The sequence below is a fragment of the Phytopseudomonas daroniae genome (genome assembly GCF_004327285.1).
Taxonomy (GTDB): domain Bacteria; phylum Pseudomonadota; class Gammaproteobacteria; order Pseudomonadales; family Pseudomonadaceae; genus Aquipseudomonas; species Aquipseudomonas daroniae.
In genome coordinates this window covers 101,099-116,430 of the sequence record NZ_QJUI01000012.1, presented here as the reverse complement: position 1 = coordinate 116,430, position 15,332 = coordinate 101,099, and the positions used below count along the sequence as shown (strand labels likewise).

Genomic DNA, 15,332 nt, shown 5'->3' with positions numbered 1-15,332 from the left:
ATTCATAGGAAAACGCATTTATGAAAACAACAAAAAGACTGTTGCAGACCGGCGCTCTGACTTTGTCGCTGCTGGCCTGTGGCGTGATGGCGGCGGTGTCTCCTGACGAGGCAGCCAAGCTGGGTGACACGCTGACGCCGCTCGGCGCGGAAAAAGCCGGTAACGCCGATGGCAGCATTCCGGCCTGGACCGGTGGGCTGCCGGTCAATGCTGCTGCCGTCGACGGCGGTGGTTTCCTGGCTGACCCGTTCCCCAACGAGAAACCACTGTTCACCATCACTGCGCAGAACGTCGAGCAGTACAAAGACAAGCTCACGCCGGGCCAGTACGCGATGTTCAAGCGCTATCCGGAAACCTACCGGATGCCGGTGTTCCCGACCCATCGGACGGCTACCGTTCCGGACAACATCATCGCCGCGACCAGGAACAATGCGGTCAACACCAAGTTGTTGCCGGGCGGTACCGGTCTGGAGAACTTCGAACTGGCCAACCCGTTCCCGATTCCGAAGGATGGTCTGGAAGCGATCTGGAACCACATCACCCGTTATCGGGGCGGCAGCGTGCGCCGCAACGTTGTGCAGGTAACGCCACAGGCCAATGGATCGTTCAGCCCGGTCAGCCTGCAGGAGGAGTTCGCTTTCCGCTCGATGATGCCAGGTGTCGATACCAGCAAACCAAGCAATATCCTGTTCTACTTCAAGCAGCGGGTGACGGCGCCTTCGCGCCTGGCCGGTAACGTACTGCTGGTGCACGAGACGCTCGATCAGGTGAAGGAGCCGCGTATGGCGTGGCTCTACAACGCCGGTCAGCGCCGCGTGCGCCGTGCGCCACAGGTGTCCTATGACGGTCCGGGTACTGCGGCCGACGGCCTGCGTACCTCGGACAACCTGGACATGTACAACGGCTCGCCGGATCGCTATGACTGGCAGTTGCTGGGCAAGAAGGAAATCTACATTCCTTACAACAGCTACCGTCTCGACTCGCCGAAGCTGAAGTACGCCGACATCGTCAAGGCCGGGCACTTGAACCCTGATCTGACGCGTTATGAGCTGCACCGCGTCTGGCACGTGACGGCCACCCTCAAGCAGGGCGAGCGTCACATCTATGCCAAGCGCGATTTCTATATCGACGAGGATACCTGGCAGGCCGCTGCCATCGACCACTATGACGGTCGCGGTACCCTGTGGCGCGTGGCCGAGTCCCATGCTCTGTACTACTACGACAAGCAGGTACCGTGGTACAGCGTTGAGTCGATCCACGATCTGCTCTCCGGGCGTTACCTGGCCCTGGGCCTGAAGAACGAAGAGAAGCGTGCCTACGAGTTCGATTATCCGGCCAAGGAAAGCGATTACACCCCGGCAGCCCTGCGCCAGTCCGGCGTTCGTTGATCGAAACGAGTGACAGAAAAGCCGGCCTCAGGGTCGGTTTTTTCTTGTCCGTTGGAGATGTTCTGGCATGTTCACGGTGCCTGCCGAGCCCATCCGGCGGGCCAGGCCTGGGTTATGTAAGCCGGACGCATCCTGAATCATCCAGTGCATTTATAAAGGCTTCTAAAGCGTCAGGTTACGGACTAGGCTCCAGGCTTATCTGCCCAATTCGCCGCGCCCTATAAGATCCTGGCAATGAACGATCTGTCCCCTTCGCTGCGTTCTGCCCCCTTCGTCGTACCCGTCGAGGGTGGCGGGCATTTCTTTCGGCCGCCCTTGCCTCTGGGCTATATATCGCGGCCACGCTTGTGCGAGCGGCTGCGGCAAGGATTGGGTGGGCGCCTGCTGTTGGTTGATGCACCGGCAGGGTTTGGCAAGAGTTCGCTGGCCATCGAGTTCTGCGAGCTGTTGCCTGCGAACTGGCAAAGCCTGTGGCTGGGCTTGGCCAGTCGTGATAGCGATCCAGGTCGATTTCTCGAACGTCTGTTGGCCGGGCTGCAGTCCTGCTATCCCGGTTTGGCGGGCGAGGCGGCTAGCGTGCTCAAACTGCGTCAGCGGCATCAACCGTTCGCTTTCGAGACCTGGCTTGACGGTCTGCTCGATGAGCTGGCCGAGCGTCTCGACACCAGCAAACCACTGCTCGTGGTACTCGATGATTACCACCTGGCTCAGGGGGCGGTACTGGACGGTTGCTTGCAGTTTCTGCTCAACCATCTGCCGGCTGGTTTGGTGATCCTGGTGACCAGCCGGCAGCGCCCCGAATGGCATCTGGCTCGCCTGCGTCTGTCACGGCAATTGCTGGAGCTGCAGGAGCAGGATCTGCGCCTCGACGAGCACGAGGTCGAGACCCTGCTGCGCGAGCAGGGTGTCAGTCTGCCCGCCGTCGAACTGGCAGAGTTGCGCCAGCGCAGCGAAGGCTGGGTGGCTGGGCTGCGCCTGTGGTTGCTGGCGGCTGAGGAGGGCGGCGACAAGGCTCGTGGACAGGCGCGCTTGCATGGCGCCCAGGGTTTGATTCGCGATTATCTGCTCGAAGAGGTGATAGGCCGTCAGCCACCGCCGGTGCAGACGTTCCTCTACGAAACGGCAGGGCAGGAGCGCATCTGCGCCGAGCTCTGCGATGAGCTACGCGATGCACATGACAGTGCCGGCATCCTGCGCCATCTGCAGACCTATCAAGTCTTTCTCGTACCCCTCGACAGTCAGGGCCGCTGGTTTCGTTATCACCACCTGTTTTCCGATCTATTGCGTGCCCGGTCGGATCCGGCGATGACCAGGATTCGCCATTTACGTGCCAGCAACTGGTTCGCTGCCCAGGGTTTGATTGGCGAAGCGGTGGAACACGCACTGCGATCCGGGCAGCCGGGAGTTGCCGCGCAGTTGGTTCAGAACCTGTCCGAGGAGCAGTTGCTCGGCGAACAGAGTTTCGCCACCTTGCTACGCTGGAAGAGCAACCTGCCGGACTGCCTGCTGGTCAGCACGCCACGTCTGATCGTGCTGTATGGCTGGGCGCTGGTGCTGGCCTGCCAGTTGGATGCTGCCGAGGACTTGCTTGGGCAGTTGTGCCGCTTCCTGCCTGCGCCGAACGCCGAACAGCAGCGTAACCTGATGGCGCAATGGCTGGCGCTGAGCGGGGTGATCGCCCGCGGTCGTGGTGATCGTGAGACAGCACTGGGATACTGTGAGGCGGCGTTGCAGGATCTGCCGCAGGAGCGCTATGGCCAACGGCTGTTGTGCCTGTCAGCCCTCGGTAATCTGGCCATTACCCAGAACGATATCTGGCAGGCCCGTGCGATCAATCGCAACGCACTGGAACTGGCGCAACGAGCCGGCAATCCGCTGTTCGAAGCTTTGGTGCATTACGATCGTGCACGCAGCCTGCAGGCCCGCAGTGAAGTGTCGCGGGCGCTTGGCGAGGTCGAGATCGGCCTGGAGCGGCTGAGCGATTTGCCAGGCACTGCCTATGTCGCCAGAGCCCGCTTGCAGTTGTATCGCGGGTATCTGCTGACCTTGCGGCTGCAGCCGCACCTTGCTCGTGAGCATTTGCGAGCCGGCATCACCGAGGCTCGGGCGTGTCGTGATCTCAGCCTGCTGCTCGGGCATTGCTGCCTGGCTGCGCTCGAAGGCCGCGAAGGCCGTTTCGCCGAGGCGTTCGCCGAGCTGGCTGAAGCCGAGCGGTTGATGCATATATGGGACGTGCCGGCGGTTTATCACCTGGCGATCATCACCCTGAGCAAATGCGAACTCTGGCTGCTTCAAGGGCAGAGCGAGCTGGCGGCGGTCTGGTTGCAACGCCTGGCAGAAACCTATCGTGGAGAACAGGCCGCGGCAGCGCCGGAATTTCAGCCTCAGTTGCACCTGTATATCGCCTTGTTACAGGGCATGTTGGCAGATGCCCAAGGCCATCCCGAGGATGCCGAGCAGCTTTTTTCAGAACTGACGAAAACAGGTTTCGACAGCCTGCCGGGGACGACGGCGCGAGTACGGATGATCCTGCTGCTGCGGCGCGCCGGCCGCGAACAGGAAGCTCGCGCAGTCCTGCGTGGCTGTGTGCAAGCCCTGGCGGGCGGTGCGCTACTGCCGTTTCGCGAACTGCTGCAGCAGGAGCCACAATGGCTGGGCGAACGCTTACGCGAGTACCCGAGCTGTCCGTTGTGCCTGTCACTGCTCGAACACTTGCCCGCCGCGCTGGTGTTCCCTGGGGCCAGCAACGAAGGGCTAAGTACGCGAGAGTTGGCGGTGCTGCAGCTGATCGCCCAAGGCTGTTCCAATCAGCAGATCAGCGAGCGCCTGTTCATCTCCCTGCATACGGTGAAAACCCACGCGCGTCATATCAACGGCAAGCTGAACGTGCAGCGCCGCACCGAGGCAGTGGCACGCGCCCAGGTGCTGGGGCTGTTGAGCCTATGATTGCGCCTGGTAGAAGCGTGACGCTCCGTCGTCAGCATCTTTGCGGCTAGAATCTGTGCCCGGTCTGCCATCAGCTTTACAGGAACACCTATGCCACCCTCACAGCCCACTCTGATCCGCGAAACCTTCCCCGTCGGCCCCTTGCAGTGCAACTGCACCATCATCGGCGATCCATTGACCGGTAAGGCCATCGTGGTCGATCCGGGTGGCAATCCGGAGTTGATCATGGCGCGTCTGGAGGTATTGGGCCTGAAAGTGGTGAGCATCATTCACACTCATGCTCACCTCGATCACTTTCTCGCGTCCGGGCAGATGAAGGAGAAAACCGGGGCGACGCTGCACTTGCACAAAGACGACCAGTTTCTCTGGGACAACCTGGAGATGCAGTGCCAGATGTTCGGCGTGCCTTATACGCCTGTTCCGGCTCCGGATCAGTGGTTGGCCGATGATGAGGCGCTCGCCTGCGGTTGTGGGGTGGCGCTGCACACTCCAGGACATACGCCAGGCTCGATGAGTTTCTGGTTCCCCGAGGCGAAACTGCTGATTGCCGGCGATACGCTGTTCCGGCGAGGTATCGGGCGTACCGATCTGTGGGGCGGCGACTATGCCACCATCGAGCGTTCCATCAAGCAGCGACTGTACCGCCTGGATGAAGACGCCACTGTGGTGACCGGCCATGGTGCGGATACGCTATTAGGTGATGAAATGCGCGAAAATCCATTCGTGAGAGCTTGAAAAACAAGTGCTTACAGATTTTCTTCTTTGCGGTTGTTAGGCTTGGCCGGGAACTTGGCCCTGTTTGCTGGCTCGAAGCCGCGGATAAATCCTGTCATTACACAACACAAGGGAATCATTCATGAATAAGTGCCGCTCTCTGATGGCCGCGATCGCTGTATTGGCCGTTCTGTCCGGTTGTACGGCCAACCCCTATACCGGCGAGAGTCAGGCCGGCAAGGCCGGGGTTTACGGTGGTGTTGGCGCCCTGGCCGGCGCAGCGATAGGCGCGGCTACCTCGAGCAAGAAGGATCGCACCAAAGGTGCCTTGATCGGTGCAGCCGTAGGCGGCGCCGCGGGTGGCGGCTATGGTTACTATGTCGATACCCAGGAAGCCAAGCTGCGTCAGCAACTGCAGGGCACGGGTGTTCAGGTGCAGCGCAATGGCAACGACCTGACCCTGATCATGCCGGGCAATATCACCTTCGCCAGCAACTCGGCGGACATTTCCAGCAGCTTCTATCCGACACTGAACTCCCTGGTGCTGACCTTCAAGGAGTTCGACAAGAACGGTGTGAGCATCGTCGGCCATACCGACAGCACCGGTTCGGCCGATCTGAATCAGAACCTGTCCAATCGTCGTGCCCAGAGCGTTGCCTCCTATCTGGCGGCCAATGGCGTCGCATCGTCGCGTATCTCTGCCTACGGCGCTGGCCCGAATCAGCCGATTGCCAGCAATGCCAACGAAGCTGGCCGTGCACAGAACCGTCGCGTAGAGATCAACCTGCGTCCGCTGTAAGGATTGCCGGTGTATCCGGAACCCCGCTCAGGCGGGGTTTTTCATGCCTGCGATTGTGCTTCCAGCGCGTGGCTATGCAGCAGAGCATGGCTAGACTGTGTGAAGCAATGGTCGAACCCATAGGATCGCTTTCGACGCCTGTCAGGCGTTGACAACCACGTTGGATCGCAGTCATGGGCATGGAGGTAGGTGTGGTGCTGGATCAGGATGAGACGCTGGAAATCCTCGTCGTCGATGACCTCTGGGACAATCTCGAGGGTATGCAGGAGCTGCTGGAGGTGATCGACCGGCCGGTGCACTGTGTCGACTCCGGCGCCAAGGCGCTCGAATTCCTGGCACAAGGGAATGTGGGTCTGGTGCTGCTCGATGTGCAGATGCCCCGTATGGACGGTTTCGAGGTGGCGCGACGCATGCGCGATGACCCGCGCATGCGGTTCACGCCCATCATCTTCATCTCCGGGATGATTCAGACCGATGATGTTCTGAGCCAGGGCTACGGCGCGGGTGCGGTGGATTTCATTTCCAAGCCGGTGCAGCCGGCGATCCTGCTGCACAAGGTGCGGGCGCTGCTCGAGCATGAACAGTATCGCAGAGGCCTGTTGCGTCTGAGCCTGCAACTGGAGCGCGAGCGCGCTTTCAACGCTTCGATTGTGGAAAACACCGCCGAAGGCATCATGGTGGTGGGGGAGGATGGTCGCATCCGTTTTGCCAATCCGGCGATCACCCGGATGCTCGGCTGCGCAAGCGATGAACTCGCGGGTAGCGAGTTGTTGGTCTGGGTCGACACCCCGTGCGAGGAATGCTGGCAGACGTCGACCTTCTACCAGCATTGGCAACGCAGAGAGGATCTACGCCTGCACGACGCCAACCTGCGCACCCGGGATGGCCATGGCGTACCCGTGGCGTTGTCCTGCTCGCCCTTGCCGGATGACCAGAACGCGATGATTCTGCTGGCGCTGGACATGTCGGTGGTTCGCGGCCTGCATCGTCAGCTCGAGTCGCTGGCGATCACCGATGCGTTGACCGGGCTGCTCAATCGACGGGGCTTCCTCCAGGAGCTGCAAGCTTCGATCTCGCGTAACGAGCGCACAGGCCAGAAAGCTGCCTTGCTTTATCTCGATCTGGATGGCTTCAAATACATCAACGACACCTTGGGCCATGAGATGGGCGATGAGGCGTTGCGTTGGGTCAGCGTGCAGCTCAAGGCCTGCCTCAGGCCGTACGACCGTCTGGCGCGGATAGGTGGCGACGAATTCACGGTGATCCTCGACAGCCTGAGTAGCCCGGAGGATGCCGCGTCCGTGGCGGAAAAACTGATCGAGCAGGTATCCAGCGAGCAGGGCACTCAGGGTCGGTCGTTCAGCCTGGGGGTGAGCATCGGCATCGCTTGCGTGCCAGCCGATGGCAAGACCACCGAAGAGGTGCTGCGCGCCGCCGATACCGCCATGTACGCGGCCAAGCGTGGTGGGCGGCGGCAGTTCCGCTTTTACGGCGCCGAGCTGCAGCCGGTGAGCTGAGGGTTCATGGGTGCTGCTGATGCAGCCGTGTCAACTGGCTATCCTTGGCCTGCCAGAGCGCGTTGATCCATTGCTGGAATTCTTTGCGGTAGGCCTCGTCCTGATCGTAGGCGCGGCCGATGAAGTGCGTCGGAATCGGTAATTGTTCGATGACCACCACCACTTCCTCCAACTGGCCGCTGAGTAGCGCCCAGAACCCCGGGCTGCCCTGAGGGTAATGCAGCGTGACATTGATGATGCCGTGCAGTTGTTCACCCATGGCGTCGAGTACGAAGGCTATACCACCCGCTTTGGGCTTGAGCAGATACCGGTAGGGCGACTGCTGTTCCTGGTGTTTGGCCGGGGTGAAACGCGTGCCTTCGACGAAGTTGAAGATGCCCACCGGGTTGTGCCGGAACTTGTCGCAGGTTCGCCGTGTGGTCTGCAGATCCTTGCCCTTTTTCTCCGGGTGCCTGGCCAGGTATTCCTTGGAATAGCGCTTCATGAAGGGGAAACCCAGTGCCCACCAGCACAGCCCTATTACCGGTACCCAGATCAGCTCCTGCTTGAGGAAGAACTTCAGCGGGCGGATGCGTCGGTTGAACAGGTACTGCAGTACCAGGATGTCCACCCAGCTCTGGTGGTTACTGGTCACCAGGTAGGAGTGCTGGTAGTCGAAGCCCTGCGTCCCTTCGATCTGCCAGCGGGTGTTGCCCAGAAGCTGCATCCAGACCTTGTTGCAGCTGATCCAGCCTTCGTGGATGAAGGTCATCAGCCGATCGCAACCACGCTGCACCACAGGCAACGGCAGGACGATGCGCAGCAGCGTTACGGCAAACAGCGGCCAGCACCAGAACAGTGTATTGAGAGCCAACAGGAAAGTGCCCAGCAGGCCGAGCAATGGGGCAGGCAGAAAATGCAGCATGGATGTGCGAACCTCATGCAGGTTAGGGCCTCGAGCATGGCGTCGGGGCGGTTGGCGCACAGGTTAACGATTGGCGATGGAACTGCAAGCCGATCCGAACGCGAGCCTCAGTGCTCCGCGTTCGAATTGGCGGGCCCTCACTGGTGCATGTTGGCGGCCTGAATGGCGGTGAGCGCGATGGTGAAGACGATATCGTCGACCAACGCGCCGCGCGATAGATCGTTCACCGGCTTGCGCAGGCCCTGCAGCATGGGGCCGACACTGATGCAGTCGGCACTACGCTGTACCGCCTTGTAGGTGGTGTTGCCGGTATTCAGATCCGGGAATATGAACACCGTGGCACGCCCGGCCACTGGGCTGTTGGGGGCCTTTTGCCGGCCCACGCTTTCGATGGCGGCGGCGTCGTACTGCAAGGGCCCATCGAGGAGCAGATCCGGATTGGCCTGGCGGGCCAGGCGGGTCGCCTCGCGCACTTTCTCCACTTCCTCGCCACTGCCGGAGTCGCCGGTGGAATAGCTGAGCATGGCCACGCGTGGAGGGATACCAAAAGCCTGTGCCGAGTTGGCGCTCTGCAGAGCGATCTCGGCCAGTTGTTCGGCATTGGGATCCGGGTTGACCGCGCAATCACCGTAGACCAGTACCTGATCCGGCAGCAGCATGAAGAACACCGAGGACACCAGGTTGTAGCCCGGTGCGGTCTTGATCAACTGCAGCGCCGGGCGGATGGTGTTGGCGGTGGTATGCACGGCACCGGACACCAGGCCGTCGACTTCATCCAGGGCCAGCATCATGGTGCCCAGCACCACGGTATCTTCCAGCTGGGCGCTGGCCATGGGCGCATTGAGGCCCTTGCCCTTGCGCAGCTCGACCATGGGCTCGACGTAACGCTCGCGGATCAGATCCGGGTCGAGAATCTCCAGGCCTGGCGGCAGTTCGATGCCCTGGGCCTGAGCCACGGCATGAACCTCTTCAGGTTTGGCCAGCAGCACGCAGCGGGCGATACCGCGCGCCTGACAGATGGCGGCAGCCTGCACGGTGCGCGGCTCGGCGCCTTCGGGCAGGACGATGCGCTTGTTCGCCGCCTTGGCCTGCTGCACCAGTTGATAGCGGAACGCCGGAGGCGACAGGCGCAGCTCACGCGGGCTGCCGCAACGGGCGGCGAGCCAGTCGTGGTCGAGGTGGCTGGCGACGAAGTCGGCGACCTTCTCGGCGCGCTCCTTGTCGTCCACCGGAATTTCCTTGTTCAGGCGGTTCAGGTTGGTGGCGGTGTCGTAGGAGCCGGTGCTCACGGTCATCACCGGCAGGCCGCTTTGCAGAGCTCCGCGGCACAGTTCCATGATGCGTGGATCAGGGGCGAAATCGCTGCACAGCAGCAGGCCAGCAAGCGGCATGCCGTTCATGGCGGCCAGGCTGGCGGCGAGGATGATGTCGTCGCGGTCGCCGGGCGTCACCACCAGCGTACCGGGTTTGAGCAATTGCACGGTGTTGGCCACCGCACGGGCACAGAGTACGATCTTCAGCATGCGCCGCTGTTCGTAGTCACCGGCGTTGAGCACGCGGGCGCCGAGCAGTTCGGCGATATCACGGGTACGTGGCGCGTTCAGTTCGTCGAGCCAGGGAATGCAGCCGAGCAGGCGAAAGTCCGGGTGACGCAGCAGCGAGGAGTGATCGCGCAGGCGTGCGGCGAAGGCGTCGAGGCCATCGTCACTGCGGATCTTGTTGAGGATCACCCCGAGCACCTTGGGATCCTTCGGCCCGCCGAACTGCTGGGCCTGGATTTCCACACGGTCGCACAGCTCGCTGAGGCTTTCCTGCTCCGGCGCGGAAACCAGGATCACGTCGGCGTCCAGGCTCTTGGCCAGGTGGAGGTTGACCCGCGCGGCGTAACTGGCCTGGCGCGTCGGCACCATGCCTTCGACGATCACCACGTCCTTGTCCCTGGCGGCCTCCTGATAGAGGCTGATGATTTCCTCGAGCAGTTCGTCCAGGTCGCCATCGCCAAGGCGTCGCTCGACATGGGCGAGGGCCAGCGGCTTGGGGGAATGCAAGCCGTGGGTACGGGCGACCAGCTCGCTGGAGCGCTCCGGGCCGGCATCGCCCTGATGCGGCTGGGCGATGGGCTTGAAGAAACCGACCTTGAGGCCGGCACGCTCCAGTGCGCCGACCAGGCCCAGGCTGATGGAGGTGAGGCCGACGCCGAAGCCGGTCGGGGAAATGAAGAAGGTGTGCATGGGGTTCTCCGTGTCAGTCGAGCAGCGCCAGTGTGTCGAGGGCGATCTGTCGCTCTTCATTGGTGGGCACCACCAGCACCCGAGTATGGTTCTGTGCGTGGATCGGGCCGCTGACGCCACGCAGGCAACGCTCGTTGGCGGCTTCGTCCAGTTGCAGGCCGAGCAGACCCAGGTGGGCGACCGTCTTGCTGCGGATCAGTGGCGAGTTTTCGCCGATGCCACCGGTGAAGATCAGCCCATCCAGGCACGGCAAGGCGCAGCTCATGGCGGCCAGGGATTTGGCCAGGCGGTAGCAGAACACCTCGATGGCCAGGGTGGCCCCGGCATGCCCTTCATCGCGGGCCTGTTCCAGGCTGCGCATGTCGTTGGACAGGCCGGACAAGCCAAACAGGCCGCTATCGTGGTTGAGCATGCGATCGATCTGCTCCAGGCTCCAGCCCAGGGCGCGCGAAAGGTGGCTGTGCAGGTTGGGGTCGACATCACCGCTGCGGGTACCCATCACCAGGCCCTCCAGGGGCGTCAGGCCCATGCTGGTGTCGCGGCTCTGGCCGTTGACCACGGCGCAGGTCGAGCAGCCATTGCCCAGGTGGGCGACCAGCCAGGCGCTATCGTCGACGGCCAGGCCGGTGATCTCCGTGGCGCGGGCGCTGACGAAGCGGTGGCTGGTGCCGTGGAAACCGTAGCGCCGCACGCCGTGGTCGCGGTACAGCTGTTCCGGCACCGCGTAGCGGAAGGCATGCTCGGGCAGGCTCTGGTGAAAGGCGGTGTCGAACACCGCTACCTGCGGCAGTTGCGGGTACAGCGCCAGAGCCGCTTCGATGCCCAGCAACCCCGCCGGGTTATGTAACGGTGCCAGGGGCGCGACGGCACGGATCGCCGCGATCACCTCATCGTCCAGGCGCTGAGCGCTGGTGAAGTGCTCGCCGCCATGTACCACGCGATGGCCGATGCCATGCAGATGGCCGCCGGTGGTTTCCTGCACCCGCTGTAGCAGGTGAGCGAGAGCTGCGCGGTGGTCGTCTCCGGGTATCGCCTGGGTGTGCTTGATGCCATCTCGCTGCCAGTGCAGGGCGGCATCCGCGCTGCCGAGGCGTTCAGCCAGGCCGCTGATGGCGAACTGAGCCTGATCCGGATCGACCAGCGCGAATTTGATGGAGGAACTGCCGCAGTTGATCACCAGAATATTGCGTGCGGGCATTCAAAGATCCTTAGGGGCTGTTGACGTTTCGGCTAGAGCTGCGACACACCAGCCACAGGTGAAGTTCGTGCCGATATGCGCGCGCCGTTGCGTGGTATCGAGCACCCAGGCGCGATTCTGCCAGGGTGGCTGGTGGCGCAGGTGTTGAGTATGGCCACAAGATAAGACAGCCACCCAGTGACCGTCATGATCTTGCTCAAAACCGACCACGGTAATGCCCGATGCGGCCCGCCCGTCAGGGGTTGGGTCGCTTTCGCATCCACCCTTGGTTACACTCTCACGTTCATTTTCCTCGAGCAAAAGGTTCGCCCCCATGCAAATCGCCGCCAACAAGGCCGTTTCCATCGACTATACCCTGACCAACGATGCCGGTGAGGTGATCGATAGTTCCGCTGGCGGCGCGCCGCTGGTTTACCTGCACGGCGCTGGCAACATCATCGTCGGTCTCGAGAAGGCTCTGGTCGGCAAGCAGGCTGGCGACGAAGTCAACGTCTCCGTCGAGCCGGAAGAGGCCTACGGCGAATACAGCGCTGAGCTGGTCGCCACCCTGAACCGTTCGATGTTCGAAGGCGTCGACGAGCTGGAAGTCGGCATGCAGTTCCATGCCTCCGGCCCGGACGGCGGCATGCAGATCGTCACCATTCGCGAGCTGGATGGCGACGACGTGATCGTCGACGGCAACCACCCGCTGGCCGGCCAGCGTCTGACCTTCGCGGTCAAGGTTGTCGACGTGCGCGATGCCAGCGCTGAAGAAGTCGCCCACGGTCACGTGCATGGCGAAGGTGGCCACCACCACTGATCCGTATGTCGGCAGTCGATCCTTCGCTGCTGGCCGCTGGTCATCCGTGACTGCTAAGCTGCAGTCACTAGAAGGGCGCCTTTTCAGGCGCCTTTTTTGTCCCTTCTTCACTCGTTTTCGCGTTGCCCGGAGCACACCATGAGCGCTTTTCACGACTTGACACTGCACGCACTGGACGGCCAGGAGCTGCCTCTGGCTCCGCTCAAGGGCAAGGTCGTGCTGGTGGTCAATGTCGCTTCCAAATGCGGGCTCACACCGCAATATGCGGGGCTGGAGCGTTTGCAGCAAGTGTACGCCGCCCAGGGTTTCAGCGTGCTTGGCGTGCCGTGCAACCAGTTCGCCGGCCAGGAGCCGGACAGCGAATCGGCGATCGCCCAGTTCTGCAGCCTGAACTACGGCGTAAGCTTTCCGCTGAGCAGCAAGCTCGAGGTCAACGGCAGTGGCCGCCACCCGTTGTATCGTCTGCTGGTGGGTGAAGGTGCGGAGTTTCCAGGCGATATCACCTGGAACTTCGAGAAGTTTCTGGTCGGCCAGGACGGTCGTGTGCTGGCGCGTTTCTCGCCGCGCACCGCACCGGATGATCCTGCCTTGATCCAGGCCATCGAGAAAGCACTGGCCTGACCGATCAGACCGCCTTTTTGTGTGCCCGCTTGGTTTCGATAGCCAGCGAGGCACGCCCGGCGGTCTGTGTATCGCTGCCGAGCATGGCGCCGTGCAGGTGGTTTTCGAACTGTTCGATGATTGCCGACCAGTTCTGCCTGGCCGCGTGCCGGCGCGCATTCAGGCGCATGCGGCGCAGGTTTTCCCGGTTCTCAAGGAGCCAGTGGGCGGCGTCGATAAAGCTCTGTTCATCGTCGACGCTGGCCAGCATGCCGTTGTGCCCGTGCTCGACGTGTTGAGCGGCTGCCGCCTGGTCGAAGGCGACCACGCCAAGGCCCGCGGCCATGGCTTCGAGCAGCACGTTGCCGAAGGTTTCCGAGAGACTGGGGAATAGAAACAGATCGCCGCTGGCGTAATGCTCGGCCAACGTTTCGCCGCGTTGTATACCGCAGAACAATGCATCTGGCAGTTGCTGCTGCAGGTTTTCGCGCTGCGGGCCGTCACCGACCACGATCAGCCTGAGCCGCTGCGCCGTGCGTTGTTTCTGCAGGGCCTCGAAAGTGCTGACCAGCAAGTCCAGGTTCTTCTCCGGGGCCAGGCGGCCGACATGCAATACAGCGATATCCTGCTCGCCCAGCCCCCAACTGCGGCGCAGCTCGTCGTTGCGCCGTGCGGGATTGAACAGTTGGGCATCGACGCCACGGGCGAGCAATTCCAGGCGCTCGAAACCGCGGCGTTGCAACTCGCAACGCTGGCTGAGGCTGGGTACCAGGGTCATGCGCGAGGCGTTGTGGAACCAGCGCAGGTAGTTGGTCAGCAGGCGTGTCAGCAAGGTGATGCCGTAGTGCCCGGTGTACTGCTGGAAGTTGGTGTGAAAGCCGCTGATCACCGGGATGCGCAGGCGCCGGGCCGCTCTCAGGGCTGAGAGGCCCAGTGGTCCTTCGGTCGCGATGTAGAGTACGTCCGGGCGTTGCCTGCGCCACAGGCGCAGCAGCTTGTGGCGCGCCGACTGGCCCCATTGCAGGCCGCGGTAACCGGGCAGCGGCCAGCCGCGGGTGAGCAGCAGATCGTCATCATTGGCCGCAGGGGCGTCGGCGATCTGTCTGGGGCGAATCAATTGCAGGCGATGACCGCGTGCGCGCAGCCCGGTGACCAGGTGACCGAGGGTATTGGCCACGCCATTGATTTCCGGGCTGAAGGTCTCGCTGACCAGGGCGATGAATAGCGGGGGAGTGCTCATGACAGCAGTCTGGGCTGCCGCCATGTAGCGTTTGTGACATCAATGTGGCGTTTGCGTGACAGCGCGCGAGCCATCGCTGACGCCGCCTTCACGCACCCAGAACAGGGTCGCGCCCGCTACGGCTGCCGGCATCATCAGGATATTGACGAAGGGAATCAGTAGCACGGCATAGGTGATGCCGCCGAAGCCCAGAGACTGCCAGCGTTTCTCGCGCAGCCAGGCGAGCATGTCCTGCCAGCTCACCTTGTTGTTGTCGGCGGGGTAGTCGATGTACTGGATTGCCATCATCCATACGCCGAACAGCAGCCACAGCGGCGCCGCAACCAGGTTGACCACCGGAATGAAGGAAAGGATCAGCAGGCCCAGTGCCCGCGGCAGGAAGTAAGCGAGCTTGCGCGCCTCGCGGCCCAGGGTGCGCGGCACCATGGCCATCAGCTCGCCCCAACTGAAAGGCGGGAAATTATCTTCGCCGCGTACCACTACCTCGACCTTCTCGGCGAGAAAACCGTTGAACGGCGCGGCGACGATATTGGCCAGCATGGTGAAGGTGAAGAACACCATCAGCACCACCAGCACCACGAACAGTGGCCAGAGGATGTACTGCAGGAAGCTCAGCCAGCTCGGCAGGTTCGGCATGAAGGTGTCGACCCAACTGCTGAACTGTTGCACGGCGAAGCCGATCAGCAGGCTGAACAGGATCAGGTTGATCGCCAGGGGCAGCAACACGAACAGCCGCAGGCCGGGGCTCAATACCAGCTTCAGGCCCTCACTGAGGTATTGCGGGCCGGACAGCACGGGGGCGCGCATGAAGGTGTCTCCAGAAAGTGAACGTCGCGCGACCTTAACCATTTTGCAGGCCTGGCGAAAGCGCGGGCGCGTTACCGGTGGCGTCATAGACCCGGGCTATACGCGGGATTGGCAAAGCGCATTTCCATCATGTACGGGATGCGCCTTAGTCTTTCGGCGTCCCTTTTGGAGCCGTTCCGTCAGACCTTC

At 62.3% G+C, this 15,332-nt stretch carries 13 protein-coding genes; 7 read left to right on the top strand and 6 right to left on the bottom strand.

The window, feature by feature from the left end; genetic code table 11:
• Nucleotides 1–20 precede the first annotated feature (20 nt).
• The 5 genes from DNK06_RS15105 to DNK06_RS15085 all read left to right on the top strand — a co-directional run bounded on the left by DNK06_RS15105 (nucleotide 21) and on the right by DNK06_RS15085 (nucleotide 7,364).
• Complete coding sequence (locus tag DNK06_RS15105; protein WP_131180811.1) at nucleotides 21–1,388, top strand: DUF1329 domain-containing protein; 1,368 nt, start codon at nucleotides 21–23, stop codon at nucleotides 1,386–1,388.
• Nucleotides 1,389–1,622: 234 nt separating this feature from the next.
• Entirely contained in the window at nucleotides 1,623–4,334 is a 2,712-nt protein-coding gene (locus DNK06_RS15100) for a winged helix-turn-helix domain-containing protein (protein WP_131180810.1), read from the top strand.
• A 90-nt stretch (nucleotides 4,335–4,424) separates the two neighbouring features.
• Nucleotides 4,425–5,069, top strand: coding sequence for an MBL fold metallo-hydrolase (locus tag DNK06_RS15095; protein WP_131180809.1), 645 nt, complete (start codon nucleotides 4,425–4,427; stop codon nucleotides 5,067–5,069).
• A 121-nt stretch (nucleotides 5,070–5,190) separates the two neighbouring features.
• On the top strand, nucleotides 5,191–5,847 hold the full coding sequence (locus tag DNK06_RS15090; protein ID WP_131180808.1) for a YiaD family glycine zipper/OmpA-like lipoprotein: 657 nt from the start codon (nucleotides 5,191–5,193) through the stop codon (nucleotides 5,845–5,847).
• 173 nt (nucleotides 5,848–6,020) lie between these two features.
• Nucleotides 6,021–7,364 (top strand): GGDEF domain-containing response regulator, encoded by a 1,344-nt coding sequence (locus DNK06_RS15085; protein ID WP_131180807.1) that lies wholly within the window; start codon nucleotides 6,021–6,023, stop codon nucleotides 7,362–7,364.
• A gap of 4 nt (nucleotides 7,365–7,368) precedes the next feature.
• Here the strand turns inward: DNK06_RS15085 and DNK06_RS15080 are convergent, their stop codons facing one another.
• The 4 genes from DNK06_RS15080 to DNK06_RS15065 all read right to left on the bottom strand — a co-directional run bounded on the left by DNK06_RS15080 (nucleotide 7,369) and on the right by DNK06_RS15065 (nucleotide 12,042).
• Nucleotides 7,369–8,268 carry an acyltransferase gene (locus DNK06_RS15080; protein WP_131180806.1) on the bottom strand — a complete coding sequence of 300 codons (900 nt, stop codon included), beginning with the start codon at nucleotides 8,266–8,268 and terminating at the stop codon, nucleotides 7,369–7,371.
• A gap of 137 nt (nucleotides 8,269–8,405) precedes the next feature.
• Entirely contained in the window at nucleotides 8,406–10,499 is a 2,094-nt protein-coding gene (gene pta / locus DNK06_RS15075) for a phosphate acetyltransferase (RefSeq protein WP_131180805.1), read from the bottom strand.
• A 13-nt stretch (nucleotides 10,500–10,512) separates the two neighbouring features.
• The gene (locus DNK06_RS15070) at nucleotides 10,513–11,697 is read right to left on the bottom strand and encodes an acetate kinase (RefSeq protein WP_131180804.1); all 1,185 of its coding nucleotides are present in this window, start codon (nucleotides 11,695–11,697) and stop codon (nucleotides 10,513–10,515) included.
• Nucleotides 11,698–12,042, bottom strand: a complete 345-nt coding sequence (locus DNK06_RS15065; protein ID WP_131180803.1) for a DUF3565 domain-containing protein — start codon at nucleotides 12,040–12,042, stop codon at nucleotides 11,698–11,700. It lies immediately after the preceding gene.
• Between DNK06_RS15065 and DNK06_RS15060 the strand changes: the two genes are divergently transcribed.
• Nucleotides 12,011–12,496 carry an FKBP-type peptidyl-prolyl cis-trans isomerase gene (locus DNK06_RS15060; protein ID WP_042555353.1) on the top strand — a complete coding sequence of 162 codons (486 nt, stop codon included), beginning with the start codon at nucleotides 12,011–12,013 and terminating at the stop codon, nucleotides 12,494–12,496. The two genes, DNK06_RS15065 and DNK06_RS15060, sit on opposite strands and share 32 nt — an antisense overlap.
• A 138-nt stretch (nucleotides 12,497–12,634) precedes the next feature.
• Entirely contained in the window at nucleotides 12,635–13,117 is a 483-nt protein-coding gene (locus DNK06_RS15055) for a glutathione peroxidase (RefSeq protein ID WP_131180802.1), read from the top strand.
• Nucleotides 13,118–13,121: 4 nt separating this feature from the next.
• On the opposite strand, the gene DNK06_RS15050 is transcribed toward DNK06_RS15055, so the two are convergent.
• Entirely contained in the window at nucleotides 13,122–14,336 is a 1,215-nt protein-coding gene (locus DNK06_RS15050) for a glycosyltransferase family 4 protein (protein WP_131180801.1), read from the bottom strand.
• A gap of 39 nt (nucleotides 14,337–14,375) precedes the next feature.
• A complete protein-coding gene (gene cysZ / locus DNK06_RS15045) occupies nucleotides 14,376–15,143 on the bottom strand; it encodes a sulfate transporter CysZ (RefSeq protein WP_131180800.1) in 768 nt (255 codons plus the stop codon).
• Nucleotides 15,144–15,332 lie beyond the last annotated feature (189 nt).